Raw genomic sequence first — 26,002 nt, 5'->3', positions numbered from 1 at the left:
AAGTACAGAGGCTGCTACTGCGGTACTACTATTTATATTCAAAAACACCTCGAGAGTATTTACATATACACGTAATGTGTTCTATAGTGTCTCCACGCCACATGTATCACCATACAACACCATAACCTGCAGGAGATATTGCTTTATGTCTGATGACATTGCAATCCAATCACACCTTTCTAAAGAGAAATCTTACTGTCGAATACCCAACGCCAGTGATGCGAACACGACTACCCAAGCCATCCCATCACCACGATGGCATAATCAAGTACACCATCACTCATCACGTTTCATTTACTAAATGAGGTAAATAGCGTGGCCCGGTGAACGGTTCTGATGTCTTTACATCCCAAAAATGGGGTATCAACAGGACGAGATTACTGCTCAACTTCCTAACCAAAACTTTTATATTCATTCGCAAATGCAAAAATATGGAAAAGAAACACATCTTAGTGACAAGAAATCACAACAGATACTTGATAAATAGAAACTATTTGTGTCGAGAGGTCATCATAGAACAACCAGCTATCACTATGCCAAACCATAATTCGATAAATCGAATTCCATAATAATAGCATCAATCGTTTCATCAAAATTGTTTCGTTCATCATGCAATTTATGACGGAGGCATCTGTTATGACATCACATTATGCTGTTACAGCCACACATCTACAGGAAATGCCGGCAAAATTGCGATCACTGATCGGAAAATATTTTGCGGAACCACGCTGGCGGCACACTTGCAATTTTTACAACCGGATGTCAGAGCGCTATCGGCGAACAATCTGCTTCCATGCTGGATTGGGCAATAGCGATACGGTGTATCAACTGGAAGAGATGGATGAAACCACCCGCGAACGGGTAATTAGCGCACTCGATGAACTACGCCAGGCCTTCAATCATTCACCGCGGCTGTCAACATCAGTTCTTGGTTTTATTCATCGACTCTCTATCAGTGAACGCCGAACACTGTTTTTCCATGCCGGATTATCAGCCACTGAATTCAACCAACCAATCCAAAGAATAGAGGACCAAAGTTGTACCTGGAGTACGTCATTGCTGGTGGCACTGGATGAGCTGAAAACACTGTTTGATGACACCCCAGCCATTCTCACCAGTGTAAAACCTGAAAATTATACCCAGTAACTCAAGCTAAATCAGATTAAAGCATGAAACGCGGTCGCAATAGCGACAGGCTTTCTACTGTCTGAAAAGGATAAATATTTTGAAAAATCAATCATTATCACACCATTACCAGCCGCAGTCTGCTTTCGACCAAGCGCTAATAACACGACGCGAAGAGCTGCTGTCAGAAGCGGCCCGTTTTTACGCAGGTTATCTAAAACAACTGGCCGCTCACGCCCAACATGAACACCTTTCCGCACCTGACATTGTCGAACTACTTTGTCTGGAAGCAGAAAAAATTCAGCATCAGGTAGGGGAACGGTACTAATGGCAGACAGTATGGATATATCCCAAGAACAACAAGCGTTAATACTATCAGCCCAGATTGCCAGTGCCCGCAAATTGCCGACACAGATATCAGCACATACCTGTGAAGACTGTGATGCAATAATCCCGGAAGCACGCCGGCTGGCCATTCCTGGTGTCACTTGCTGTGTGTCATGTCAGGAAATTCGGGAACATAAAAAACGCCGCGTTCAGGGGTCATCATGACAATTTCCCGACCCGTTGCTGTCCTGATTGACTGGTCGTCCGTCAGGACAATCTTTTTCTTTTGTATCAATTAATTGTCTTTCAGAGTGACCGCACATGACACTATCAGTCCGGGGGCGGTTCCCCCCGACACTGCCACCTCCGTTCCCCGGTAGACACGACACTACGTTCGTTGGGCCTTATCCATGGAATGCACCGCGCCCGGCAATTGGTCAAGAAATATCGTTGCTGTCTTGTGAAGAGATGCATCAAGGACAGGCTGTACTATTACGCCTGAATACATTGCCGCGTTTTCTTGCCACTCATTTCCAACGGCGTTTTGAATTTCTTAAACAAAATCAAGGATTACAGACTGCATTTCGTTATCTACGGATGGTTGATGAACGGCTTTGGTCACGTATTGAAGCTATTAACATGCGACATCAGATGAATATCAGCATATCGCCCCGTTTCCTCAACAACGAGGATAATTATCAATGCTTACCGGATATGTCTGATAAAACCTTGCGCACATTTGCCAGTCATATCGCCAGACAAATGCATGACGCTTATAACGATCTCAGTGATGAATATCTTGCTATGCACCAGGGTGACAGACAGCAACTATTTACTGATGTGGCACAACAATGGCTATACGGCAAAGTTGCCGGAATGGCTCGGGCCTTTAACATTGCGCCCCTGCATTGGCATAAATATCAAAAAAAACGTCTCACGCAACGCAACGCCTTCGCAGCACTCATCCGTCTGGTTACAGAACGTTGGTGGGAGCGCCAGTTAAAAAACCAACGTGCGCGTTGGCGTGAAGCGTTATTAATAGCTATTGGCCAGGTTACCAGAGCGACCTCACCCTATGCCAGCCATCAGGCGATACAAGACATCCATGCACGCCGGATATCTAACTTCGATTTTTTGAAAAGTTGTGAATTGGAAAATATCCACACTGGAGAACGCATTGAGCTCATTGACAAAGTTATGTCCAGTATTGCCAATCCAGAAATCCGACGAATGGAACTGATGAGCACCATTGCAGGTATTGAGCGCTATGCCTGCGAGCGGGGTGACATCGGTATGTTCATTACGCTGACAACCCCATCCAAATATCACGCTACCCGTGTCGTGGGCCATGAAAAACGAGTCCTGCTTAATCGGCATTGGAATCATTCATGCTATACCCCCAAAGACGCTCAGCATTACCTGGTCAGAATGTGGGGTAACATTCGCACTGCACTGAAGGATCGCAAATTGCCGGTTTATGGACTGAGAGTCGTAGAGCCTCATCATGATGGCACCCCACACTGGCACATGATGCTGTATTGCACCCGAGAACAACGGCAAGCCATCGTTGATATCCTACGCCACTACGCGCTGAAAGAAGATGGAAACGAAGCGGGTGCCCAACAAAACCGTGTCGATTGCAAACATTTGAATAAAGGCGGAGCAGCGGGATACCTTGCCAAGTACATCGCCAAAAATATTGATGGCTATGCTCTGGATAACGAGCTGGACAACGAAACCAACAGACCATTAAAAGAAACCGCAGCGGCAGTCACTGCCTGGGCCTCAACCTGGCGCATTCCACAATTCCATTTTATCGGATTACCCACTATCGGCGCCTACCGAGAGTGCCGGCGTATCCGCACTATGTCACTGGAAAAACACTTTGATAAACAAATCGAAGCCGTAAGGCAAGCAGCCGATGTCGGCGACTTCGCCGCTTACATCCAGGCTCAGGGCGGAGCCAACACCCCCCGGATCCGGCAATCTGTGCGCGTCGCCCGAACACTGAGCGATTATCTTAATGTTTATGATGAAAAAATCGCAAAAGTCACCGGCATTTTTTTCTCCCCGCTATGGTACGGAACACATCTTCACAACTCGGCCAAATGAGTGGCGTATCGTTAGCAAATCTACTGAATCAGAGGCATCCCATTTAACCCGCGATGTTGCAACGCCTTGGAGTTCTGTCAATAACTGTGGGTCGAATGCGAGACGTCCTCTTCTGCGGCAAGCGAATGTACAGTATCAACCCTATAATGGTGGGAACTCATCCACACAATCAGCTTGTGTTGACTGGCAGGATGAGAACGTAATGCGGACGCTGGCCATTTCAGTTCTCCGACAAACCCCTCAGCGTCGTTTCCTGCAACAACCAGTGGATCCCACAGAAGATCTCCCACGAACGCCATCATCTCGTTTGACTCAAACGCAACGCCAACAGTTGGTTTATCTAAAAACGGCACTCCCGCAACAAGGTATCGCAACATCACGTTGGGAACGGGAAGCACTGGCCCGTGGCGCTACCATAATTGTAGAGGGCCAGAGAATTCATAATCTTCAGAACGGGAATTCGATTAAAAAATGATTAAAGACACATTATGTAGCCACATCTTATGAACTTATGTGTTGACGAACATTTCAATATATAAAATACTGTATATAAATACAGTCAGCCAATGGAAAAGGTATCGTGGAACAAACTGAGAACACAGGGTTATCCCTATCACGGATTAGATTAATTGCTGATATGTCACTGATATCACAATGTAATCCTGAAGAAATGAAAATCGCCATGTCATTGATTGCGGATTTGTCTCACAACGCCATATCCACCGATGATTATCAAAAAATTCTTAAGAGTTATGGTAATTTTCAACTATTGGATACATGGTTAGCGCAGCATGGACAGTAAAAAATTATGATCGGTAATATTCAGCAGGAGTTCCACTGGCTAGAATTAAAAACGTCATATCTCCTTTTCCCTGCCAGTATTTTATGTCCGCCAGATACAAAGTCTTCTCCTCATTTCAGCTTTTTTGATGAAGCCATGCCCATGGGGCTACCTTAAATTGTTAGGCCGGTTTGACTATCTGCGCCATCATCCATAACTTTCAGGTGTTATTTGGTAAACCGCCGATCACACGTTTCTGCCTTTACTGATGACACCTATAGGTGTGAATATCTCTCTGTAACAGTGAGTATATCCAACACAAAGATTGTATTGATCTTTCACGCCTCTGAACTATCAACTCGTCGTTGAAAATAGTGTCGTTACACACCGAACCCCGCTGATGTCAAAAGTATGTCGTACTCCCTGTAAGTATTGGCATCGGCTATTCCCCCGTTACTCGCTCAGAAGCCCATCGCATGGCGCTTTCCATTTACACCGTATTCATCGGTTAACCACTGAGCATCACGACACATGAGTGGTTGTATGTAATAAGGAACAACCCCCCTTCGTTGCGATATGTTCCCTGGCCCAGGAGGATAGCAGGCCTGACATTCACTGTTTTTATTCATTCTGAGGTTTCATGTCCACACGATTACCTAACGCTCAATCAGAGCGTGAACCGTTGATAAAAAGCCTATTTTTCTGGCTTGGCGTTCAGCCAGAAATCATGTTCGTCAACCAAAGCATTAAAACGCCATGTCGTCATGCCGCAAACATCGAACAACTGTGCAATACCCGTTCTTCTCTGAGTGGAGATTGTTAAATGAAAATTTATGCCCACCAAGACGATACCCTTGATGCCCTATGCTATCGCTACTACGGCCGCACACAAGGTGTTGTGGAAACCGTACTGCAATCGAATCCTGGCCTTGCCGATTTGGGCCCAATCCTTCCCCACGGTACGGCAGTTGAGCTTCCTATTATCCAGTCCTCATCGACACGTGAAACTATCAATATCTGGGAATAACCATGGAAAAAGCCACCTCTACTATATCTTATGCTGTTGCCGTTTTTCTGGCCTGGTTTGGTGGATTGTCATCACAAGATATCGCTTTTTTCATCGGTGCCGCTGTCGGCGTAGGAACCTTTCTGGTGAATTGGTATTACCGGAGAAAAAGTTATCAATTACTGCGGCGCACGAACTTGCGTCCCGAGGTATTCGATGAACTCAACCGCTAAGCGCTGTATTGCCGCTACGGTATTGATGCTAGCGGCCCTGCTACCCGACTATTCCCGGCTACATACCTCCAGAAATGGATTAGCACTCATTGCCAATCTGGAAGGTTGCCAACTGTCACCTTATAAATGCAGTGCACATGTATGGACTAACGGTATTGGCCACACAGCCGGTGTATCCCCCCATCACACCATTACGGAACAGGAAGCGGCAGCCAATCTCGTTTCAGATGTGATTAACGTAGAACATGCGTTGTCCCACTGCATGCCGGTAAAGATGCCGCAGCCGATCTATGACGCAGTTGTAAGCTTTACCTTTAATGTCGGCTCCCGCGCTGCATGTCAATCCACGTTAGCCTTTTTCATTAACAAACAACGCTGGCTCGACGCCTGTAATCAATTATCACGCTGGATTTACATCAACGGAGTGATTTCTCCTGGCCTGGAACAACGTCGCAAACGGGAACGGACGCTCTGTCTAACGGGGGTGATGTGAAAACATTACTGATATTACTGGTGTTATCTGCTGGTCTCATCGCCGGATTGATATGGCAAACCCACCATCTGAGTCAAGAACTGGCTTCTGCTAACCAGACGCTGGGACAGCAAAAAAACACGCTGATAGCCCAGGAGGTCACTATCAATACGCTACAGGAAACATCGCAACACAATACTCAGGCACAGGCAGAACTTCAGGCTAAAACAGAGCAGGCCGGGCAGTTAGCCACTACCCGGAACCGCGAAATGACGAGGTTGCTCAATGAAAACACAAATCTGCGGCGTTGGTATCAGTCTGCTTTACCTGACGATATTGCCCGGCTGCACACACGCCCGGCCTTCAACCAGCCCAACGATTATTTACGCTGGCTGTCCGACCGTACACAGCTGCCCGATTCCGGGAAGCCAACCCAAAAGCAACGGTGACTTAAGTGCCGATATCCGTCAGTTGGAAAGTGCGCTGATCAATTGCGCACTACAGGTGGAAACCATTAAACAATGTCAGGAAAACTATCATGCAAAAGCCACAAAGTCTGCGCCTCGCGCTTAATGCCATGCTCCCCAGTTTGCAGGCGAACCCTGAGCTACTGCAATCTACAATAGAAAAAGGCGCTATTGCCTCAACATTGGCTACATCACTATCATTTGAATATCAGTACAAACTGGTATTATCACTGAATAACTTCAGCGACAATCTGGATACATTATTTGTGACGATTCTTTCCTGGTTGCGTACCCACCAGCCGGATTTGATGACACAGGAAGCCGTGCGTAATCGCGGATTCAGGTTCAATATCAGCCAGAATACGGATGGCACAACAGCAGTGCGCATTACGTTAAAGCTCACTGAACGTAACTGGGTTCGGGAAGAAAACGAATCTCTCTACCTCACCTATGAACCTGAGCCCACACCACCAGAACCCGTCACGCGTCCAATGTCGTTGTACATTAATGGTAATTTGATAAGCCAGTGGAATAAGTAAGTTATCTGTTATAGCGGGTCACTATTAAGGTGGCCCGTTAATTACCCCAACGCCTTACCATTTCATCTCAATTACGCTTGTCGTTTCCATCCACTATATTCCCACCCTCCTCCTTAATGCCTGTTAGAAGCCAATCCCGGTGCGGAGTGTATGTCTATCAACAATGCCAGTACCGGTATCATGACCGACCGCGTTTATCAGTAGTAATTGTGTCAGGCACCGGCGGACCACCTCGCATTGCGCCAAAACATTGGAAACTTCATGCTTTCCTCCCATGAATACATATGAATATCTCTCCGAAATCCAGCGCGCATTACGCAACCTGATCCGTGTCGGCGTTGTTACTGAAGTCGATACTCAACAGGCCCTCTGTCGCGTGCAAACCGGTGACATGGTTACCGGATGGCTCCACTGGTTGTCTCGCCGCGCCGGACGTTCCCGCGCATGGTGGGCCCCCTCAGTGGGTGAACAGGTTGTACTGCTCTCAATGGGAGGCGAGCTCAATACCGCATTCGTTCTACCTGGCATATTCAGTGATAACCACCCGGCACCGTCGGTATCCGCTGATGCTTGCCACATCCGCTTTCCTGATGGGGCCGTCATGGAATATGAACCAGCAAACGGTGCACTCTCCGTTACTGGAATAAAAACCGCCAACATCGTAGCGACAGAATCTGTGGTCGTTACCACTAAAAACGTCACCATTAACGCCAGCGAAAAAATCACGCTGGATACACCCGATGTAGTTTGTACCCACAAGTTGACCACCCAGACAATCGACATTCAGCAAGGCGGCACCATAACCGGTGATGTAACCCACTCGGGTGGTAGCCTGACGTCAAACGGCGTGGTGGTACACACCCATCAACATAGCGGTGTACAAAGCGGTGGCGCCACCACGGGAGGACCATTATGACCACCAGTTATACCGGTATGAATCGCAACAACGGAGAGAGTCTGAGTGATATCAGCCATCTGCGTCAGAGCGTGCGTGACATTCTGATCACTCCTCAGGGCAGCCGGGTGATGCGTCGCCAATACGGTTCACTGTTGTCAACATTGATTGACCAACCACAAAGCCCGGCGGTCAAACTCCAGGTGCAGGCTGCTTGCTATATGGCATTATTGCAGTGGGAGCCTCGCTTAAAACTCACTGCCATTACGCTAGAAAGCTATTACGACGGCCAGTTAGTTGTCGATATTACTGGCGCCTACACCGATACCGGCGACACCCTTTCGTTAACCGTTCCTGTGAGTTGATACCATGCCCATCATTGATCTGAGCCAGTTACCTGCCCCCAGCGTGGTCGAAACGCTGGATTTTGAAACACTATATGAAGAACGCAAAGCGACACTACTCTCGCTTTACCCGTCGGACCAGCTCGATGCCCTCTCTCGCACACTGGCGTTGGAATCAGAGCCGCTGGTGAAGTTGTTGCAGGAAAATACCTATCGGGAAATACTGCTGCGCCAACGCATCAACGAAGCCGCACTGGCAGGCATGCTGGCCTTTGCCCAAGGAAATGATCTCGACCAGTTGGGTGCCAATGTCAACGTCTCCCGCCTGGTGGTCACCCCGGCGGATGATACAACCATTCCTCCAACACCCGCTGTCATGGAATCAGACTCCGATTTCCGGGTTCGTATTCAGCAGGCCTATGAGGGGCTGAGTGTCGCTGGCTCTGTCGGTGCCTATCAGTTCCATGGACGCAGTGCCGATGGTCGTATCGCTGATGTTTCTGTTATTAGCCCCAGCCCGGCGAGCGTTACCGTTTCAGTGCTATCCCAGGAAAATAATGGCAGCGCCAGCGACGAACTGGTGGCTATTGTTAACACCGCACTGAATGCCGAAGACGTTCGACCGGTGGCCGACCGAGTAACGGTACAATCGGCGGTGATCGTTCCTTATCAAATTGAAGCGACACTCTATCTCTATCCCGGCCCCGAAGCAGAACCGGTTCGTGCAGCGGCCGAACAAAAACTGACAAGCTACATCAGTGCCCAACATCGGTTGGGTCGTGACATCCGTCGCTCAGCCATCTATGCCGCGTTACACGCAGAAGGGGTTCAGCGAGTCGAGTTGGCGCAGCCCGCCGCCGACATTGTTCTCGACGAGACTCAGGCCTCATTTTGTTCTCATTACCAGTTAACCCTGGGAGGTACTGATGAGTAACAACCGCTTGTTACCACCCGGTTCTTCCACCCTGGAACAAGCTGCCGCTCAAACGGGTGCCGAGTTGGAAAAAACGCCGATCCCGCTGCGTCAACTCTGGAACCCTGATACCTGCCCGGTCAGCTTACTTCCCTACTTGGCCTGGAGTTTATCTGTCGACCGTTGGGATGAAAACTGGCCAGAAACCACCAAACGTAAAGTCATTAAAGACTCGTTTTTTATTCATAGGCACAAGGGAACCATTGGCGCATTAAAGCGAGTGGTTGAGCCACAAGGTTATCTGATTCGCATCAAGGAATGGTGGCAGACCGGTGGTGAACCAGGCACATTCCAACTGGATATCGGCGTGCAGGATAGTGGCATTACTGAAGAGACATTTCAGGAACTGGAGCGATTGATTGCCGATGCCAAACCAGTCAGCCGCCACCTGCTGGGATTAAACATCAATCTGGACAGTCGGGGCACGACCTATCTGGGGGCCAGCCTCTACAGTGGTGATGAGCTCACCATCTATCCGTATTTCCCGGAAACCATTTCCGTGTCGGGCAATGACGTGAACGGCGCAGCCGTTCATCTCATCGACAGCATCAGTATCAACGTTTGATTTACCATTCCTGATTTCCAACCTTCTCCCACAGCCAGCTTCTGCTGGCTTTTTTTTGCTATGGGTTGTTGTGCCATCGGCATGACTACGCTCACGGCGTGTCCTGACAGCCGCCAACAGGCATTATTGATTTGTTCGATTAGCCAAACATAAACAACTTATTCAGCTGTTTTTCATCGATGTCGCACCACACATCATGTTCAATTACGACGATATGAGAGGACTACATGAGTACGAAATATTTTACCCTGCTGACCAATATCGGTGCAGCGAAACTGGCAAACGCTACCGCGCTGGGTCAGCGTCTTGCTCTCACCCAGATGGCGGTGGGTGACGGTGGCGGGACATTACCCACCCCTGACCCGGCGCAAACCGAACTGGTGAATGAAATGCGCCGGGCTCCGCTCAATTCGCTGACCGTTGATGCCAATAACAGCAACAATATTATTGCCGAACAGGTGATACCGGAAAATGAAGGCGGCTTCTGGATCCGGGAAATCGGGCTGTATGACGCTGACGATAATCTGATTGCCATCGCCAACTGCCCGGAAACCTACAAACCGCAGTTACAGGAAGGTTCCGGACGTATCCAGACCGTGCGCATGATTTTGATTGTCAGCAACACCGAGGCGGTGACGCTGAAAATTGACCCGGCGGTGGTGTTGGCAACACGTTCATACGTGAATGACAAATTTTCCGATGCAACGCTAACTGGTACACCGACCGCGCCCACCGCCGTCAGCGGCAACAGTTCAGACCAGATTGCGACCACTGCGTTTGTCACGGCGGCGACCGACGAGGTGGATGCTGTTCTGGCGAAAAAGCTAGATATTGCCGAACTGGTGGGCATCCCGTTACCGTGGCCGCAGTCCACCGCACCAACCGGCTGGCTAAAATGCAACGGCCAGGCATTCAATACCGCGTTATATCCGAAGTTAGCCACGATGTATCCGTCCGGCACCTTGCCCGACCTGCGCGGCGAGTTTATTCGTGGCTGGGACGATGGGCGGGGGGTTGATGCAACGCGCGAGTTACTATCAACACAATCGGGCACATGGATACAACCGAATATCGAAAGCAACACTGTTGCTACAGCTATCCTTATGGAGAACGCCGAAAATACGTTCAACACATCTGAACTGGGAGCTGTAAGTAGCGTTCAGATGAATGGCCAGAACGGCGCCCGCGCTCGGTCATATATCCGCCCACGCAACGTGGCATTTAACTACATCGTGAGGGCCGCATAATGAGTGATTCAATTCAGGCACAAACACACCTCAATAATACCGGGCTAGCCGTAAACGCGGGCTGGATAACTGTTTACCATGTTGCCCCACAGACCCGCGAATACCGGGGGGCCAGTGATGAATTCCTGATGCAGGGCGTCGGTATTCCCGCTGACAGTTACGCTGATAAACCCACGCCACCCGAAGCTGGTCAGGCATTACGCCGCACGGCAGACGGTAGCGCGTGGGAACAGGTGCCCGATTATCGCGGCCAGACGGTATACCGTACCCAGACCGGCCAGGCGCAAACCGTCACCGACCTCGGTGATTTACCGGATGATGTGACACTGATGGCACCAGCAACGTCGTATGATAAATGGAATGGCAGCGCGTGGGTAACCGACACTGACGCCCAACACACCGCCGCTGTCACCGTTGCACAGCAGCAACTGGCAACACGCCGTCGCACCGCCAATGACCGTATCAATGAATTAACCTATGCAGTGGATCTGGCGCTGGCAACCGACGAGGAAAAAGCGGCCTTGACCGACTGGAAAACCTACGTCGTACTGCTGAGCCGAATCAATACCGCTACCGCGCCGGATATCGATTGGCCGCCAGTGCCAACGTTGTGATACTGAATACTGCAACCACTTTCCTCCGCAGCTAAGCGTTCTTATTACAGAGGGACAACACCAGTCGGTGTTGTCCCCTTCCTCATCCAACGTCTGTAACGTGCTTCGGTAAAAAACGCTCCCCATAATACCGTCACCCAATCACAGCGAAACATATCTGCCAAATAACATCCTTTTTCTTCTGCGATGTGCTTCGAAACTTCGCTGATGTCGCACTGCGGCATCATTCCATTCCAACCGTATGAGTAATCTGCATGAGTACAAAATACTTTGCTCTATTGACAACTATCGGTGCGGCAAAACTGGCGAATGCCACTGCGCAGGGTAATCGCCTTGCCATCACTCAGATGGCGGTGGGGAGTGGGCAGCGGCATTGTTGGAGCATACGGTGCTGGGTGAGCACGGTTACCGGCAACCACTGGTGTTGCATGCGGACAATGGCGCGGCGATGAAGTCCCAGACGCTGAAAGCCAAGTTGGAAGAGTTGAAAATCACGCCATCGCACAGCCGACCGCAGGTCAGTAATGATAATGCTTATGTGGAGTCGCTGTTCCGGACGGTGAAATACGTGGCCCACTGGCCCTCGGCCGGGTTCAAAACGTTAGAGGATGCGCGTGAATGGGTTGGCGTTCTTAAGCGTTGGTATAACGAGGAGCACTATCACAGTGGTATACGCTATGTCACGCCGGCGCAACGCCACAGAGGCGATGATGGGGAGATACTGAGGAAACAGGATGAGGTATACCGTGCGGCTCAATCAGCGCATCCAGAACGTTGGAGCGGTGGCACGAGAAACTGGCAGCCAATAAGTACCGTGACACTCAATCCTGAGCGGGAAAAACAAGCAGCCTAAATCAGTAGGGGTGACAACTACCTTGACACTGACCGCACGAAGCCGGATATATGTGTGTGACTACGTTGTCAGAAAAATCAGCCTATGCTTGCACTGGGTCGGTGTCCATATAGCTATTTAGGCACAGTATGCCTCTTTATAGATGTGACCGTAAAATATGGGTAGAACCCCGCGCCCAAGTTATTACTTAGGGGTAATTTCAGTAGCGCACTCTACCCCCTTTGGAAACATCGCGCTACGTGATTTTAAAAAATAACGCTCAACATAAACCCATGAAAACGACGCCAGCATAGTTGTAATTAACATGGATGCTACCAAACTCCACCAAAAATTAAAATTAAGCTCATTTACAACTATCTGTTGTATCGGGTATGCGTATATATAAATCCCATAAGATATATCAAATCTACCTTTAATGATGCAATCGCTGAATGAAAGACATATTGGTAATATTATCACAGGGACAGACAAGTAAAAAATCACATCATTTTCATTTTTTTTGCTTAGAATTATTATGGCAAGCGCACCAAGGAACACCATCAACGCCTTGTATTTTCTTGTGTCCCAATACTTTTGTGTACAGGCAAGAAACGCCCCAACGGCAAACGGAGTCAGGAAAAGGCTACCCCTAACCAAGGATTGATGAAAAGATATGTGGTTTACGACAAACTCTTTTATGATTCCTGGCATTGGATTGTCTTGAGTAAAGTAAGCTAAAGAGAAACAAAAAAACAATGCCATTGAGGATTTTATAATCAAATGCCTTTTCGTAAAAATAACAATCATTACCAAAATATAAGCGGTAAACTCATACCCAAGAGACCAAAGACTTCCATTTAATCTATTTTCATGGATATACCCTGATGCAAATCCATTAATATCAATAGGCACCCAGTTCAGAGTAATATAACCAACAAATGTCGCAAAGGCGGGTTTTGATGTCATATACTCTACTGCATCCCCATTTCCAAATAATGGACAAATTATATATGTCATTATTGCCGAGCAAATTATTAATGCCGGAAATATTCTCTTGCAACGATTTTCAATATATACAATGGGGCTTTTTGTTTTTATGTAACTTTTTGTTATTAGAAATCCTGATATTGAGAAAAATACAATAACAGAAAATGTTCCTAGTTTTGTAATTTCAAAAACTTTAGGCTCAGCAAGTCCATTAAACGCATAATGATGGCTGAACATTACAGCAAAGGCAGCAATCAGCCGCACGATATCAAAGAGGTTGGAACGGGTTGTTTGCAACTTGAAAGGCCTGTTTGTAAAATTATCAATAATTATATCATTATCTTATAACCAGGAACCATTCGATCGCAACCCATTGAAGTAAATTCATAAAATTATATGGATAATGGTGTCTCGTTTGTTTATCGACACAAAAATGTCCATGCGTTCTTCCAACTTTATTTCCAGCCAGATCAGTCCGTTGGCCCTCCCTCCTCAAGACTTCCTTGATCTGCGACAATGTCAAATAATGCTGTATATATAAGGGTCTTCCCCTGTTGTGATGGCTAAGGGCATTGTAATGGCAGTTTTGATTTTCTGAGGAGCCTGTCATGGACGAAAAGTCCCTCTATGCCCATATCCTTAACCTGTCAGCCCCGTGGCAGGAGAAATCCCTTTCTCTTGATGAAAAATCTGGTTTAGGCTGTGACCCTTAACTTAACAACCGCTTCAAAAATAACCTGATCGCGCCCAGTTTTAGCATACTCAGGTAGTTTCTGGCTGTTTTTTCCGAGCGTGTAGCGATACGACGATTTTCTTTGAATATCACAAAGCCGCGCTCCACGACATTACGTTTTTTGTACGGGCGCGTGTCGAGGGGGCCGACGTCCGTCCTGACTGGCCTTCTCGTTCGATTTAAAAGGAATAACCGCTTTTATTCCTTTTATTCTCAAATGAATGCAAAGGTTGTGAGGGCCGCATAATGAGCGATTCAATTCAGACACAAACACACCTCAATAATACCGGGCTGGCCGTAAACGCGGGCTGGATAACGGTCTATCATGTCGACCCTCAAACCCGTGAATACCGCGGGGCCAGTGATGAATACCTGATGCAGGGCGTCGGTATTCCCGCCGACAGTTACACCGATGAACCCACACCACCCGAAGCTGGTAAGGCGCTACGCCGCACGGCAGACGGTAGCGCGTGGGAACAGGTGCCCGATTATCGCGGCCAGACGGTATACCATACCCAGACCGGCCAGGCGCAAACCGTCACCGACCTCGGTGATTTACCGGATGATGTGACACTGATGGCACCAGCAACGTCGTATGATAAATGGAATGGCAGCGCGTGGGTAACCGATACCAACGCTCAACACGCCGCCGCCATCACTGCCGCACAACAGGAACTGGCCGCGCGTCGCGCAATCGCTAACGCCCGTATCGAGGAACTCACCTACGCGGTGGAACTCTCCATGGCAACCGACGAGGAAAAGAACGCATTACTGGCGTGGAAAAAATATGTGGTATTCCTAAGTCGCGTCGATACCGCTACCGCGCCGGATATCGACTGGCCGACGGTGCCGACGTTGTAATGCTGAATACCGCAACAACTTTCCTCCGCAGCTAGACCAACGTTCTTATTACAGCGGGACAACACCGCTCGGTGTTGTCCCTCTTCTCATCCAACGCCGGTAACGTGCTTCGGCAAAAAACGCTCCCCATAATACCGTCACCTGATCACAGCGAAACATATCTGCCAAATAATATCCTTTTCCTTCTGCGATGTGCTTCGAAACTTCGCTGATGTCGCACTGCGGCATCATTCCATTCTAACCGTATGAGTAACCTGCATGAGTACAAAATACTTTGCTCTATTGACCAATATCGGTGCGGCAAAACTGGCGAATGCCACTGCGCAGGGTAATCGCCTTGCCATCACTCAGATGGCGGTGGGTGACGGTGGTGGCACGCTGCACGCTCCGGACTCCAACCAGACCAAACTGATTAATGAACAACGCCGGGCCGCGCTCAACACGTTGAGTATTGACCCGGAGAATACTAACCAGATCATTGCGGAACAAATTATCCCAGAAAACCAAGGCGGCTGGTGGATCCGTGAAATTGGTTTGTATGACGCAGATGGCGACTTGGTTGCTGTTGCCAACTGCCCGGAAACCTATAAGTCACAGTTACAGGAAGGCAGTGGCCGCATTCAAACCGTGCGCATGATTTTGATTGTCAGCAATACCGAGGCAGTGACGCTGACAATCGATCCGACAGTAGCGCTAGCAACACGCAAATATGTTGATAACGCGGTTATTGAAGTCAAGGCTTATGCGGATAATGTGTTGTCAGAACATATTGCCGCCGTTAATCCGCATCCTCAATACGCCCCGATTAACAGCCCGGCATTGACCGGAACGCCAACCGCGCCGACCCCGGCACAAGCGACAAACAACACACAAATTGCCACCACAGCCTTTGTCACTTCTGCAACAACCGGTCTATTGGTCAACGTCACATCGGAACTGGCGTTAAAACTGGATATCAGCGAACTGGTAGGCATCCCGCAGCCCTGGCCACAGGCCAATGCGCCAACCGGCTGGCTAAAATGCAACGGTCAGGCATTCAACACAGCGTTATATCCAAAGTTGGCCACGACGTATCCGTCCGGCACCTTGCCCGACCTGCGCGGTGAGTTTATTCGCGGCTGGGATGATGGGCGTCAGGTGGATGCGGGTCGTACGTTATTGTCGTTACAGGCGGGCAGCTATCTACTGAAAGATCCATCAACCAGCGCCAGCGCGTTTTCGAATATCAATGGATCAGCGTCAAATGAAAATCTTGGCTGGGATAACGACGCATGGAATGACCCTAGGGTGTTCGACATTAAAACAGCGGCGGCGACAGCGACAGTAACGGTGAAGAACGTAGATACGAATTACATCGGGGTGGCCCGTCCCCACAATATCGCCTTTAACTACATTGTGAGGGCCGCATAATGAGCGATTCAATTCAGACACAAACACACCTCAATAATACCGGGCTGGCCGTAAACGCGGGCTGGATAACGGTCTATCATGTCGACCCTCAAACCCGTGAATACCGCGGGGCCAGTGATGAATACCTGATGCAGGGCGTCGGTATTCCCGCCGACAGTTACGCCGATGAACCCACATCACCTGAAGCCGGTCAGGCGCTACGCCGCACGGCAGACGGTAGCGCGTGGGAACAGGTGCCCGATTATCGCGGCCAGACGGTATACCATACCCAGACCGGCCAGGCGCAAACCGTCACCGCCCTCGGTGATTTACCGGATGATGTGACACTGATGGCACCAGCAACACCGTATGATAAATGGGATGGCAGCGCGTGGGTAACCGATACCAACGCTCAACACGCCGCCGCCATCACTGCCGCACAACAGGAACTGGCCGCGCGTCGCGCAATCGCTAACGCCCGTATCGAGGAACTCACCTACGCGGTGGAACTCTCCATGGCAACCGACGAGGAAAAGAACGCATTACTGGCGTGGAAAAAATATGTGGTATTCCTAAGTCGCGTCGATACCGCTACCGCGCCGGATATCGACTGGCCGACGGTGCCGGAGAACTAACTTCGCCACAATCTTTTCCACTCACTCCAACTTTACGTGGTGTGATATATCGTTCAGACATGCGTTTATCACACCCGTATAAGCTGGCCTTTTGTTTCAAAAGCACCGACAACATTTCGTGTTTTTTATCGTCATCATCCACATAACAGTTTATCTGCCGAATATTCTTGTCGTGCCATACAGCTATAAACGCGCATTACGTGTCCTCACTCCAACCAACAGGCATCATTATTTTGTTCGCTTAGTAGCAACTCCCGATCCTGATTTCCTTCACTGGTGTTGTACACCAACATCATTTTCAACCACAGTTGTATAAGTAGGTTATATGAGTACAAAATACCTTGCTTTATTGACGAACGTCGGCACGGCGAAACTGGCAAACGCCACCGTGCTGGGTAAGCGTCTTGCCATCTCGCAGATGGCGGTGGGTGACGGTGGTGGCACACTACCCACTCCCGATCCGGCACAAACCAAACTGATTAATGAACAACGAAGGGCTGCTCTCAACACGTTAAGTGTTGACCCTCAAAACGCCAACCAAATCATCGCTGAACAAGTTATTCCTGAAAACGAAGGCGGTTGGTGGATCCGTGAAATTGGCCTGTACGATACTGACGGCGATCTGGTCGCTGTGGCTAATTGCGCCGAAACGTACAAACCCCAATTGCAGGAGGGTTCCGGGCGTATTCAGACTGTACGCGTAATTTTGGCTGTCAGCAGTACCGAAGCAGTGACGCTGAAGATTGATCCCGCCGTAGTGTTGGCGACACGTCAATATGTTGATAACGCAGTTATTGAAGTCAAGGCTTATACAGATAACGCATTTATTGAAGCCAAAGCTTATGCGAATAATGTGTTGTCCGAGCATGTTGCCGCCGCCAATCCCCATAAACAATATGCCCCGATTAACAGCCCGGCTTTGACTGGCACACCGACGGCACCGACACCGGTTACTGGTACCAATAACACGGAACTGGCAACCACGGAGTTTGTTCGGTCTGCCATCGGCGATTTTTCTGCCAAATCATTCAAAAATCGACTGGACGTAAATGGGTATCAAATGCTGCCGAGCGGCCTGATCCTGCAATGGGGGACACTAACGATAGCCTCAGTATCTACCAATATATACGCCACGTTACCGTTTTTGTTTCCGATAGCGTTTCCCAATGTGTTGTGCTCAATATCAGGATTGCTCCGAACAGGAATCCCCAGTGGGTCATATACCAGCACATCGATTGAAAACGCAACAAAAACTGGGGCCGAATGGTATTACGTAACTGGCTACACAACAGCGGGGGAGACATATCCCCGACCATAAACTGGATGGCGGTGGGGTACTGATAATGCCATATTATTCAAAATCTACGGGTGGCTTTTATGCCATCGCCATTCACGGTAATGCGATGCCATCTGATGTGGTTGAAATTAACGCTGATTACTATCAACAATTATTGAACGAACAATCTAATGGAAACGTCATCCAATTCAATGACACGGCTGAACAGCCCATCGCTGTACAACCCCCGGAACTGTCAGCTGCAGAACTTGCCGCAGTAGCGGTGAAAACAGCAAAGAACGAATTACTTAACAGACGCACCATAGCAGCAGACAGAATTGCGGAATTAACGTACGCAATTGAACTCAACATGGCAACCGACGAAGAAAAAACCGCATTACTGGCGTGGAAAAAATATGTGGTATTACTGAGTCGTATCGATGCCACTACCGCGCCGAATATCGACTGGCCAGTGATACCGACGTTGTAATTAATTTCGCCCACACATCAATTGCGGTGGGATATCTCACCGCATCTTATCCCGCGTTATTATCATTCATGGCGCTACCGCTTTATCCCTCGTCATAAAACTGTCGCATTCCAGATTTAGTGTATTTCAGCCAATTCGATAATTATCGGGATACTACTATGCGCGTTTGCCTTTCTGCACTGGCTGTTGCCTTATTATTCCAAACCGCCCAGGCGGCGGATATTCATACTGAACATTATCAAATCACATTCCCTGCCAACGATCATGTTGCCTACAACGGTGCATGGAAGGCTAATTTCCCCGCTGGTTTCCCCATGGGGGTCGGTTCCGGGCTGGTATTTACCGGACGTAATGGCGATAAATTGACGTTTACAACCGTCACTGATCGTGGGCCGAACGCCGATGCACCGAAATATCAGGGCCATGACGCTAAAATTTTCGCCACACCGGATTTCACCCCGTCATTAATGACGATTACCGTTGATGGCAAAACAGCGCAGGCGACGGCACTACGTAAAATTCACGATGATCAGGGCCCCATCAGTGGCTTGCCGTTACCCAGTTCTCTAGTGGGAACCACCAATGAAATCGCCCTGAATGATGTTTTAAAACAACAAGCTGACGATAGCCGTGGGCTGGATACGGAAGGGATTACGCCTGATGGCAAAGGTGGCTTCTGGCTGGCGGATGAATATGGCCCATTTCTGATTCATATTGATGCCCAGGGAAAAATTCTGCAAAAGTTCGGCCCGACGCCGGAGAAAAATGAACAAGGTATTGCGAGTGGATTACCCAATATCATCAAATGGCGCCAACCAAACCGCGGTTTTGAAGGGATAACCCGGATGCCAGATGGCCGCATTCTGGCCGCTGTGCAAAGTACACTGAATATTGACGGGAAAACCAAAAATCGGGCGATATTTACCCGTCTGGTCAGTTTCGATCCGGCAACCGGTAAAACGGCGATGTATGGTTATCCGCTTGATGTTAATCACTGGAAAAAAATGGCAGATGCCAAGATCGGTGATATGGTCGCGCTGGATAACCATCAGGTGCTGGTTATTGAACAAGGTGCGGATAAAGAGAAGGTAATGCACAATATTATCTATCGTGTTGACCTCGACAAAGCAACGGATCTGACACCCTTTGACCAGCAACCACCCGAGTGGGACGATGCAGCAACTCTCGCCAAACGCGGTATCAGCCTGGCGAAAAAACAGGAAGTTGTCGATCTGCGCAAACTCGGCTGGCAGCCGGAGAAAGCCGAAGGACTGGCGCTTATTGATGCCAAAACGCTGGCCGTCACCAATGATAATGATTTTGGTGTGCAGGCCGTGCTGATTAATCCAGTGGATGGGGTGAAAAAAATCGGTAACTACCAGGCCGATGAAAGCGGAAAATTGTCGTTAGATGGCAAACCCACAGCAACGAGCATCGAATTAAAACCCTTACCTGCCAATGAATCATCTAGCCAGATTTGGATCATCCATCTGCCAACAGCGCTGAAATAATTACCGTATTAACCGCATTTTCCTGTCCATCCCGGAGACTATTCCAGGATGGATAGTCTCCCGATTTTTCTCGCTGAGTCGCATTGCGTTGCCGAATAAGCGATTAACGGGTTGCAACGGCTACGACCGATCTTTTCAGATACAGAACGTTATCATGGGGAATACCACTCACCGGCTGCGCTTGGCATGGCGTTCACGATTATCCAGACGGGACTGCTCAGATTTTCTCAGTGCCACATAACAGGCACCGGTCCCACCATGAAAAGGCTGTGCAACGCAAAAAGCCTGTACCACATCGAACTGTGGCAACCAGCGCGACAGGTAGTTACGGATTACATTTGCATGTGATTTATCATGTCTGCTTTTACCATGAATAATTAATAAATTACGCAGGTGATGTTTTTGCGACTGTTGCATGAAAGCAAATAAGTTCTGCCGGCAGGTTTCTACTGGTTGACGTAGTAAATTCAGACTGGCATCCAGTTGATATTTTCCTTGATGCAATTTGTCCAGAACACCTTGCTGAATTCCATCACGTTTGAACTCAATCGGTTCCGAACACGGGAAAAGATCAATAAACCCGGTAATCAGAAAATTATCCGGCTCAAACACTTCACTCGGCCTGACAGTCGTGTTGAGAGGCGGAGGCTTCAGATAAACGATAGATGAAGGTGCCAGCGGTTTGACATCATCCATAGCATGTTGAAACAGCATTTTCTCGTCGGCGTTCATATTGATGCCCCCCACGCTCGCATAGACAACCCCCCTACTATAACGGGAGTGATAGAAAATATCACACCCGTACTGCGCTGGGTTTTATACACCGATTTATTTACTGATGTCATGAGCAGTGATGATCAACCATGGTCTTCCGCTTTTGATTCTCCTTCCTTAACAATCGAATAATTTCAAATGGTTAAATAAATTCAGGAACAAATGATCTCACTATTTCGCACCAGATTAGCTCGACATTGTTGTGTCATCCCGTGCTAAACCTGGTTTTGATGCTCCTGCTTCACAAACGCGGCACCATTAGCTGCACCCCACAACAGGAGACATTCTGGATGAGTGATTTTCATCACGGCACGCAGGTCGTCGAAATCAACGACGGAACCCGCGTAATTTCCACCGTATCAACCGCGATTGTCGGCATGGTCTGTACCGGACCAGATGCTGATGTCACAACCTTTCCACTCGACACTCCGGTATTAATTACCGATGTCATCACTGCCGCAGGTAAAGCAGGTAAAACCGGGACACTGGCCGCTGCACTACAAGCGATTGGTGACCAGACCAAACCAGTTACCATCGTTGTCCGTGTTGCTGAAGGCGCCGATGAAGCCGGAACGGTATCCAACATCATTGGCGGTTCCACTGCCGATGGAAAATATACCGGGATGAAAGCCTTGCTGGATGCGCAGGCTGTCACTGGCGTGAAACCGCGCATTCTTGGCGTTCCTGGATTGGATTCTCTGCCGGTCGCCACAGCACTGGCATCGATATGCCAGTCACTGCGTGCTTTCGGTTACATCAGCGCGTATGGCTGTAAAACGCTGTCAGAAGCGATCAAGTATCGTGACAACTTTAGTCAGCGTGAACTGATGTTGATTTGGCCGGATTTTATCGCCTGGGATACCACGGCGAATGCCAGCGCCAATGCCTATGCCACCGCTCGTGCTCTGGGTCTGCGCGCCAAAATTGACCAGGATACCGGCTGGCACAAAACACTGTCTAACGTTGGCGTTAACGGCGTCACTGGCATTTCCGCCAGTGTGTACTGGGATCTGCAAACCATTGGTACCGATGCCGATCTGCTCAACGAAGCTGGCGTTACTACGTTGGTGCGTAAAGACGGGTTCCGCTTCTGGGGTAACCGTACCTGTGCAGATGATCCATTGTTCTTGTTTGAAAACTACACCCGCACGGCGCAGGTTCTGGCTGACACCATGGGTGATGCGCATATGTGGGCTGTTGACAAACCGGTAACCGCTACGCTTATCCGCGACATTATTGAAGGTATCAAAGCCAAGTTCCGCGAACTGAAATCCAACGGTTACATCATTGACGCCGACTGCTGGTTTGATGACAGCGCCAATGACGAAGCCACCCTGAAGGCGGGAAAACTGTACATCGACTATGAGTACACCCCGGTTCCGCCATTGGAAAATCTCACACTGCGCCAACGCATCACCGATAAATATCTGGTGAATCTGGCCGCATCCGTTAACAGCTAAGGAGCCACAGACACATGGCACTGCCACGTAAACTGAAATACCTCAACCTGTTTAATGACGGTTTGAGCTACATGGGACAGGTCAATTCCATCACCCTGCCGAAGCTGACTCGCAAACTGGAAAACTACCGTGGAGGCGGTATGCACGGCGCGGCATCAGTGGATTTTGGTCTGGATGATGACGCACTGGTACTGGAATGGTCTATGGGTGGTCTGCCCGACGAAACCTTCTGGAGCCAATATGCTCTGCCGGGCGCCGATGCGGTGCCGCTACGTTTCGCTGGCTCTTATCAGCGCGACGACACTGGCGACGTCACTGCTGTTGAAATCGTTATGCGCGGTCGTCATAAAGAGATCGATAGCGGCGCAAGTAAGCAAGGTGAAGAAACCGAGGTAAAAATCTCCACCCAGTGCACGTATTACAAACTGACCATCGGCGGCAAAGAGATGATCGAAATCGACACCATCAACATGATTGAACGTGTCAATAGTGAGGATCGTCTGGAGCAACACCGTCGCGGTATCGGCCTGGCCTGATACATCACCCTAATCTGACCAGCTTCGGCTGGTCATCCTTTTGACCTTTTTTGAGATACTTATCATGACGGCTGAAACAACAGTACAAGACAATGTAGTTATCCTGAACACGCCTATCAAACGCGGCGAGATACTGATTGAATCCATCACACTGATTAAGCCTACCGCTGGCACGCTGCGCGGTATCGGCCTGGCGGCGCTAGCCAATGCCGATGTGGAAGCGTTAATTAAAGTGCTACCCCGTATGACCTACCCTTCTTTGACGGAAGCTGACGTGATCGCACTGGAACTGCCAGATCTGATCGTACTGGCGGGCAAGGTGATCGGTTTTTTGTCACCGAGCTTGGCACACTAACACTGCCTTCCAGCCTGACGGTTGACGATTTGATGGCCGACATTGCAGTCGTTTTTCATTGGCCGCCATCAGAGCTTTACCCCATGAGCCTGGCTGAGCTTGTTCACTGGCGTGCCAAGGCGTTACAACGAAATGGACAACCCAATGAATAGTTCCCCTCAGCTGCGAGCATTTGTACTTGCCACTACTCAGGCGTCATACCGCCTTTATGACGCCGAGCAAGGTATTAAGTCGGTCAATGATAGTCTGGACACTATCCAGGCGAATTTTAAAAAACTGACCGAACTGGCCGATTTAGTCTCTCAGGGCAGCACGCATGTTATTGATCTCATCAATGATGGTAAAAAACTCGCCAAAACGGCAAGCAGCCTGAAAGATCGGGTAAAGGCGCTTAAAGCGCCTTTTATTCCCACGGTTGCACAACGTAAAACACAAAACACCGCCACTGACAGCACTGAGCCATTAAAAAATGTAGATAATTCAGATCCATACAACAAAAACAGAAGCATTGAACAGAAAAACCGCCCCCAAAAAGTCAATGCAAAATCAAAACCGCGTCGCAATAAAAAACAGAAGCTGAAAACGGGAAATCGCCCGCAAGGTAGCATCGCCCGTCATCCTCAGACACAACCCGAAAATACGACTGGCAGCACTCCCCACACGGAAAAAAACAGCGTGGGAAAAGGACAGAAACTGATTGACAGGGTCAGGAAAAGGGCGGGAACCGCCAAGGTATTTGCGCAGAAAAGCGCCGCTCTGGCACAAGCATTCGGTGAAAAAAGTGCGGAATTTCTTAAACCAGGCTATGACTTCTCCCAGAAAAACGCTGAATTACAGGCTAGCCTGGGCCTGAATTCAAACTCGACCGATGCCAGCAGACTTAAAGATCAAGCACGCCACATTGCTGACACCACCCCGCTTTCGCCTGCTGAGGCAACAGATGCACAGCTGACCATCAAAAAACTGGGCGGCAATAAAGATACCATCCTGGCAGCAGCACCAACGACAGTTGCCATGTCTCAGACTAATGGCGGAAGTATTGAAGATAATACGGCGATGTTGCTTAAAACACGTGATGCATTTGGACTCGCCAGCAGTGCATTACCTCACTTGGGCGATGTCATTACCACCACACTTCAACAAAGCGAAACGACTTTCGACGGATTCAAAACCGCAATAGACACAGTCGCGCCGGTCGCCAAATCAGCCGGTATGAGTGTAGAAGAAACCAGTGTAATGCTCGGTGCTCTGGCACATGCAGGCATTACAGGAAGCGAGGCGGGAAATGGCAGTCTGGCAGTACTGGAGAGTTTAAAAAATCCGACAGAGGTGGCTCAACAAGCACTGGGACAATTAGGTGTAACTACCGTTGATGCTAGCGGGCAGGCCAAATCTTTATTTGCCGTACTGGATGAATTGCATTCCAGTTTTAAACGCCAAAACATCGATGCTTCACAGCGTGACCAATACATGAATACCCTATTTGGTCCGCAGGGAGCCACTTCCGCCAACGCCTTAATGACCCAGTCGCAAAACGGCACGGTTTCACAACTGACCGATAATATCAGCAACGCAGACGGCAGTGTTAACACGGCGTTATCCGTACGACAGAACAGCCTGTCCGGCGATATCAGTGCGCTTCAGTCAAGCTGGGAAGGACTCAGAACCGACATTTTCACCCAGCAAGACGGGGCAATTCGTGATTTGACTCAATCAGCCACTCATTATCTGTCGCTACTCGACCAGTGGATCCAAAAGAACCCCGCCGTTGCCAGCACAATCGGCAATATTCTGGCTGCCGCAGAAACATTCGCTTCTGTCGTCGCAACCATTGGTTCGGTAGCGCAGACAGTGATTAGTGCCATCGATGGCATTATGTCAGCAGGCAAATTAATCGGGCCGCTGTTTATCACAGTTTTTCGTCTGGTTGGATCACTACTGAGCCTATTGATGACACCAGTAGGACTTATCGCCCTCGGTGTCGCTGCTGTTGTTGGTGGAGGATATGCCTTATGGAAATTCTTTAGTGGCAACGATGATGCGAAGAAGAAGCTAAATGAAGCCCAAGATCGCATGAGTAGCAACAGTGAAAATCCGCTTTTAGCGGAGTCCGCAAATAAATATCTCAGTGAACACAACAACGCCAAAGAAACGCTGAATCTGCCACAAAGCAACCCCATTACCGATGCGCAATCCGCTGTATCGCCCGGGAATGTGAGTGCCGACGCCGGGAATACGCTGGGCAACGCAACAGAAAACCGCAATTACACTGCGCTGGCACCCGTGAATAACAGAAGCTATACCGACAGCAGTGTCATCAATAACAACGTACAGGTAACCGTGCCGGAAGGTTCCTATCGCGAGCAGATAAAACAGTACATCGACGAAGCGCTGAATAAACAAGCTCAGGAACATCAGAATCGCCAGTTGAATTATATGACCGCCGACGCCCTTAATTAAGGA

Annotated in this window: 30 protein-coding genes and 4 pseudogenes; 31 read left to right on the top strand and 3 right to left on the bottom strand. The window is 49.1% G+C overall.

All coding sequences use genetic code 11. The features are described from left to right. The first annotated feature begins 636 nt into the window (after positions 1-636). The 20 genes and pseudogenes from PCO85_10135 to PCO85_10040 all read left to right on the top strand — a co-directional run bounded on the left by PCO85_10135 (position 637) and on the right by PCO85_10040 (position 12,553). Positions 637-1,146: a replication protein B gene (locus tag PCO85_10135; protein ID WJV55707.1), complete on the top strand. Its 510-nt coding sequence runs from the start codon at positions 637-639 to the stop codon at positions 1,144-1,146. A gap of 79 nt (positions 1,147-1,225) precedes the next feature. Continuing rightward, the gene (locus tag PCO85_10130; protein ID WJV55706.1) at positions 1,226-1,453 is read left to right on the top strand and encodes a DUF2732 family protein; all 228 of its coding nucleotides are present in this window, start codon (positions 1,226-1,228) and stop codon (positions 1,451-1,453) included. Beyond that, positions 1,453-1,677 (top strand): TraR/DksA family transcriptional regulator, encoded by a 225-nt coding sequence (locus PCO85_10125; protein ID WJV55705.1) that lies wholly within the window; start codon positions 1,453-1,455, stop codon positions 1,675-1,677. The genes PCO85_10130 and PCO85_10125 overlap by 1 nt, the downstream gene beginning before the upstream one ends. Positions 1,678-1,773: 96 nt before the next feature. Then, a pseudogene (locus PCO85_10120) lies at positions 1,774-4,039 on the top strand (replication endonuclease). Between the two features lie 105 nt (positions 4,040-4,144). Continuing rightward, positions 4,145-4,366, top strand: coding sequence for a hypothetical protein (locus PCO85_10115; protein ID WJV55704.1), 222 nt, complete (start codon positions 4,145-4,147; stop codon positions 4,364-4,366). 619 nt (positions 4,367-4,985) lie between these two features. After that, positions 4,986-5,168: a hypothetical protein gene (locus PCO85_10110; protein ID WJV55703.1), complete on the top strand. Its 183-nt coding sequence runs from the start codon at positions 4,986-4,988 to the stop codon at positions 5,166-5,168. Further along, on the top strand, positions 5,169-5,372 hold the full coding sequence (locus PCO85_10105; GenBank protein ID WJV55702.1) for a tail protein X: 204 nt from the start codon (positions 5,169-5,171) through the stop codon (positions 5,370-5,372). A gap of 2 nt (positions 5,373-5,374) precedes the next feature. After that, on the top strand, positions 5,375-5,584 hold the full coding sequence (locus tag PCO85_10100; GenBank protein WJV55701.1) for a holin: 210 nt from the start codon (positions 5,375-5,377) through the stop codon (positions 5,582-5,584). After that, complete coding sequence (locus PCO85_10095; GenBank protein ID WJV55700.1) at positions 5,568-6,077, top strand: lysozyme; 510 nt, start codon at positions 5,568-5,570, stop codon at positions 6,075-6,077. Before PCO85_10100 ends, PCO85_10095 begins: the two co-directional genes overlap by 17 nt. Continuing rightward, positions 6,074-6,505, top strand: coding sequence for an Rz-like lysis system protein LysB (gene lysB, locus PCO85_10090; protein ID WJV55699.1), 432 nt, complete (start codon positions 6,074-6,076; stop codon positions 6,503-6,505). Before PCO85_10095 ends, lysB begins: the two co-directional genes overlap by 4 nt. Then, entirely contained in the window at positions 6,393-6,629 is a 237-nt protein-coding gene (gene lysC, locus PCO85_10085) for an Rz1-like lysis system protein LysC (GenBank protein WJV55698.1), read from the top strand. The genes lysB and lysC overlap by 113 nt, the downstream gene beginning before the upstream one ends. Beyond that, on the top strand, positions 6,595-7,062 hold the full coding sequence (locus tag PCO85_10080; protein ID WJV55697.1) for a phage tail protein: 468 nt from the start codon (positions 6,595-6,597) through the stop codon (positions 7,060-7,062). Before lysC ends, PCO85_10080 begins: the two co-directional genes overlap by 35 nt. Before the next feature lie 274 nt (positions 7,063-7,336). Beyond that, entirely contained in the window at positions 7,337-7,978 is a 642-nt protein-coding gene (locus tag PCO85_10075) for a phage baseplate assembly protein V (protein ID WJV55696.1), read from the top strand. Next, complete coding sequence (locus PCO85_10070; protein WJV55695.1) at positions 7,975-8,322, top strand: GPW/gp25 family protein; 348 nt, start codon at positions 7,975-7,977, stop codon at positions 8,320-8,322. The genes PCO85_10075 and PCO85_10070 overlap by 4 nt, the downstream gene beginning before the upstream one ends. Positions 8,323-8,326: 4 nt before the next feature. Further along, on the top strand, positions 8,327-9,235 hold the full coding sequence (locus PCO85_10065; protein ID WJV55694.1) for a baseplate assembly protein: 909 nt from the start codon (positions 8,327-8,329) through the stop codon (positions 9,233-9,235). Then, positions 9,228-9,839, top strand: coding sequence for a phage tail protein I (locus PCO85_10060; protein ID WJV55693.1), 612 nt, complete (start codon positions 9,228-9,230; stop codon positions 9,837-9,839). Before PCO85_10065 ends, PCO85_10060 begins: the two co-directional genes overlap by 8 nt. Positions 9,840-10,066: 227 nt before the next feature. Beyond that, the gene (locus tag PCO85_10055) at positions 10,067-11,086 is read left to right on the top strand and encodes a phage tail protein (protein ID WJV55692.1); all 1,020 of its coding nucleotides are present in this window, start codon (positions 10,067-10,069) and stop codon (positions 11,084-11,086) included. Next, entirely contained in the window at positions 11,086-11,700 is a 615-nt protein-coding gene (locus PCO85_10050; protein ID WJV55691.1) for a tail fiber assembly protein, read from the top strand. The genes PCO85_10055 and PCO85_10050 overlap by 1 nt, the downstream gene beginning before the upstream one ends. Before the next feature lie 254 nt (positions 11,701-11,954). Then, a pseudogene (locus PCO85_10045) lies at positions 11,955-12,065 on the top strand (phage tail protein). Beyond that, a pseudogene (locus PCO85_10040) lies at positions 12,056-12,553 on the top strand (integrase core domain-containing protein). The pseudogenes PCO85_10045 and PCO85_10040 overlap by 10 nt, the downstream one beginning before the upstream one ends. Positions 12,554-12,736: 183 nt before the next feature. On the opposite strand, the gene PCO85_10035 reads toward PCO85_10040, so the two are convergent. Together PCO85_10035 and PCO85_10030 are read right to left on the bottom strand one after the other, a co-directional pair. Further along, complete coding sequence (locus PCO85_10035; protein WJV55690.1) at positions 12,737-13,816, bottom strand: acyltransferase; 1,080 nt, start codon at positions 13,814-13,816, stop codon at positions 12,737-12,739. Positions 13,817-14,228: 412 nt separating this feature from the next. Then, positions 14,229-14,469: pseudogene (locus PCO85_10030) on the bottom strand (transposase). A 29-nt stretch (positions 14,470-14,498) separates the two neighbouring features. On the opposite strand from PCO85_10030, the gene PCO85_10025 reads away from it, so the two are divergent. The 6 genes from PCO85_10025 (at position 14,499) to PCO85_10000 (ending at position 20,414) form a co-directional block, all read left to right on the top strand. Next, complete coding sequence (locus PCO85_10025) at positions 14,499-15,113, top strand: tail fiber assembly protein (GenBank protein ID WJV55689.1); 615 nt, start codon at positions 14,499-14,501, stop codon at positions 15,111-15,113. Between the two features lie 258 nt (positions 15,114-15,371). Further along, complete coding sequence (locus PCO85_10020; GenBank protein ID WJV55688.1) at positions 15,372-16,523, top strand: phage tail protein; 1,152 nt, start codon at positions 15,372-15,374, stop codon at positions 16,521-16,523. After that, complete coding sequence (locus PCO85_10015; GenBank protein WJV55687.1) at positions 16,523-17,137, top strand: tail fiber assembly protein; 615 nt, start codon at positions 16,523-16,525, stop codon at positions 17,135-17,137. Before PCO85_10020 ends, PCO85_10015 begins: the two co-directional genes overlap by 1 nt. Before the next feature lie 325 nt (positions 17,138-17,462). Beyond that, on the top strand, positions 17,463-18,455 hold the full coding sequence (locus tag PCO85_10010) for a phage tail protein (protein ID WJV55686.1): 993 nt from the start codon (positions 17,463-17,465) through the stop codon (positions 18,453-18,455). 25 nt (positions 18,456-18,480) lie between these two features. Next, positions 18,481-18,903, top strand: a complete 423-nt coding sequence (locus PCO85_10005; protein WJV55685.1) for a tail fiber assembly protein — start codon at positions 18,481-18,483, stop codon at positions 18,901-18,903. 158 nt (positions 18,904-19,061) lie between these two features. Next, the gene (locus PCO85_10000; protein ID WJV55684.1) at positions 19,062-20,414 is read left to right on the top strand and encodes an esterase-like activity of phytase family protein; all 1,353 of its coding nucleotides are present in this window, start codon (positions 19,062-19,064) and stop codon (positions 20,412-20,414) included. A gap of 168 nt (positions 20,415-20,582) precedes the next feature. Here the strand turns inward: PCO85_10000 and smrA are convergent, their stop codons facing one another. Then, entirely contained in the window at positions 20,583-21,146 is a 564-nt protein-coding gene (gene smrA / locus PCO85_09995) for a DNA endonuclease SmrA (GenBank protein WJV55683.1), read from the bottom strand. 332 nt (positions 21,147-21,478) lie between these two features. On the opposite strand from smrA, the gene PCO85_09990 reads away from it, so the two are divergent. The 5 genes from PCO85_09990 (at position 21,479) to PCO85_09970 (ending at position 25,999) form a co-directional block, all read left to right on the top strand. Next, positions 21,479-22,648 carry a phage tail sheath protein gene (locus tag PCO85_09990; protein WJV55682.1) on the top strand — a complete coding sequence of 390 codons (1,170 nt, stop codon included), beginning with the start codon at positions 21,479-21,481 and terminating at the stop codon, positions 22,646-22,648. 14 nt (positions 22,649-22,662) lie between these two features. Beyond that, entirely contained in the window at positions 22,663-23,184 is a 522-nt protein-coding gene (locus PCO85_09985; GenBank protein WJV55681.1) for a phage major tail tube protein, read from the top strand. 64 nt (positions 23,185-23,248) lie between these two features. Continuing rightward, positions 23,249-23,539 (top strand): phage tail assembly protein, encoded by a 291-nt coding sequence (locus tag PCO85_09980; protein ID WJV55680.1) that lies wholly within the window; start codon positions 23,249-23,251, stop codon positions 23,537-23,539. A 32-nt stretch (positions 23,540-23,571) separates the two neighbouring features. Next, positions 23,572-23,691, top strand: coding sequence for a GpE family phage tail protein (locus tag PCO85_09975; GenBank protein WJV55679.1), 120 nt, complete (start codon positions 23,572-23,574; stop codon positions 23,689-23,691). After that, positions 23,684-25,999, top strand: a complete 2,316-nt coding sequence (locus tag PCO85_09970; GenBank protein ID WJV55678.1) for a phage tail tape measure protein — start codon at positions 23,684-23,686, stop codon at positions 25,997-25,999. Before PCO85_09975 ends, PCO85_09970 begins: the two co-directional genes overlap by 8 nt. The last annotated feature ends 3 nt before the right edge of the window (positions 26,000-26,002 follow it).

The organism is Prodigiosinella aquatilis (assembly GCA_030388725.1).
Classification (GTDB): Bacteria; Pseudomonadota; Gammaproteobacteria; order Enterobacterales; family Enterobacteriaceae; genus Prodigiosinella; species Prodigiosinella aquatilis.
Note: the sequence above shows the minus strand (reverse complement) of the source record. Positions and strands in the feature narration are given on the sequence as shown.

What these genes read in the sequence shown, in the direction of transcription:
- PCO85_10075 (WJV55696.1), top strand. Translation starts at nt 7,337, where the DNA reads ATGAATACATATGAATATCTCTCCGAAATCCAGCGCGCATTACGCAAC.
- PCO85_10000 (WJV55684.1), top strand. Translation starts at nt 19,062, where the DNA reads ATGCGCGTTTGCCTTTCTGCACTGGCTGTTGCCTTATTATTCCAAACC.
- PCO85_10095 (WJV55700.1), top strand. Translation starts at nt 5,568, where the DNA reads ATGAACTCAACCGCTAAGCGCTGTATTGCCGCTACGGTATTGATGCTA.
- PCO85_10135 (WJV55707.1), top strand. Translation starts at nt 637, where the DNA reads ATGACATCACATTATGCTGTTACAGCCACACATCTACAGGAAATGCCG.
- PCO85_10110 (WJV55703.1), top strand. Translation starts at nt 4,986, where the DNA reads ATGTCCACACGATTACCTAACGCTCAATCAGAGCGTGAACCGTTGATA.
- PCO85_10100 (WJV55701.1), top strand. Translation starts at nt 5,375, where the DNA reads ATGGAAAAAGCCACCTCTACTATATCTTATGCTGTTGCCGTTTTTCTG.
- PCO85_10050 (WJV55691.1), top strand. Translation starts at nt 11,086, where the DNA reads ATGAGTGATTCAATTCAGGCACAAACACACCTCAATAATACCGGGCTA.
- PCO85_10020 (WJV55688.1), top strand. Translation starts at nt 15,372, where the DNA reads ATGAGTACAAAATACTTTGCTCTATTGACCAATATCGGTGCGGCAAAA.
- PCO85_09980 (WJV55680.1), top strand. Translation starts at nt 23,249, where the DNA reads ATGACGGCTGAAACAACAGTACAAGACAATGTAGTTATCCTGAACACG.
- PCO85_09985 (WJV55681.1), top strand. Translation starts at nt 22,663, where the DNA reads ATGGCACTGCCACGTAAACTGAAATACCTCAACCTGTTTAATGACGGT.
- PCO85_10125 (WJV55705.1), top strand. Translation starts at nt 1,453, where the DNA reads ATGGCAGACAGTATGGATATATCCCAAGAACAACAAGCGTTAATACTA.
- PCO85_10015 (WJV55687.1), top strand. Translation starts at nt 16,523, where the DNA reads ATGAGCGATTCAATTCAGACACAAACACACCTCAATAATACCGGGCTG.
- PCO85_10055 (WJV55692.1), top strand. Translation starts at nt 10,067, where the DNA reads ATGAGTACGAAATATTTTACCCTGCTGACCAATATCGGTGCAGCGAAA.
- PCO85_10060 (WJV55693.1), top strand. Translation starts at nt 9,228, where the DNA reads ATGAGTAACAACCGCTTGTTACCACCCGGTTCTTCCACCCTGGAACAA.
- PCO85_10105 (WJV55702.1), top strand. Translation starts at nt 5,169, where the DNA reads ATGAAAATTTATGCCCACCAAGACGATACCCTTGATGCCCTATGCTAT.
- PCO85_10080 (WJV55697.1), top strand. Translation starts at nt 6,595, where the DNA reads ATGCAAAAGCCACAAAGTCTGCGCCTCGCGCTTAATGCCATGCTCCCC.
- smrA (WJV55683.1), bottom strand. Translation starts at nt 21,146, where the DNA reads ATGAACGCCGACGAGAAAATGCTGTTTCAACATGCTATGGATGATGTC.
- PCO85_09970 (WJV55678.1), top strand. Translation starts at nt 23,684, where the DNA reads ATGAATAGTTCCCCTCAGCTGCGAGCATTTGTACTTGCCACTACTCAG.
- PCO85_10010 (WJV55686.1), top strand. Translation starts at nt 17,463, where the DNA reads ATGAGTACAAAATACCTTGCTTTATTGACGAACGTCGGCACGGCGAAA.
- PCO85_10025 (WJV55689.1), top strand. Translation starts at nt 14,499, where the DNA reads ATGAGCGATTCAATTCAGACACAAACACACCTCAATAATACCGGGCTG.
- PCO85_10005 (WJV55685.1), top strand. Translation starts at nt 18,481, where the DNA reads ATGCCATATTATTCAAAATCTACGGGTGGCTTTTATGCCATCGCCATT.
- PCO85_09975 (WJV55679.1), top strand. Translation starts at nt 23,572, where the DNA reads ATGGCCGACATTGCAGTCGTTTTTCATTGGCCGCCATCAGAGCTTTAC.
- PCO85_10070 (WJV55695.1), top strand. Translation starts at nt 7,975, where the DNA reads ATGACCACCAGTTATACCGGTATGAATCGCAACAACGGAGAGAGTCTG.
- PCO85_09990 (WJV55682.1), top strand. Translation starts at nt 21,479, where the DNA reads ATGAGTGATTTTCATCACGGCACGCAGGTCGTCGAAATCAACGACGGA.
- PCO85_10065 (WJV55694.1), top strand. Translation starts at nt 8,327, where the DNA reads ATGCCCATCATTGATCTGAGCCAGTTACCTGCCCCCAGCGTGGTCGAA.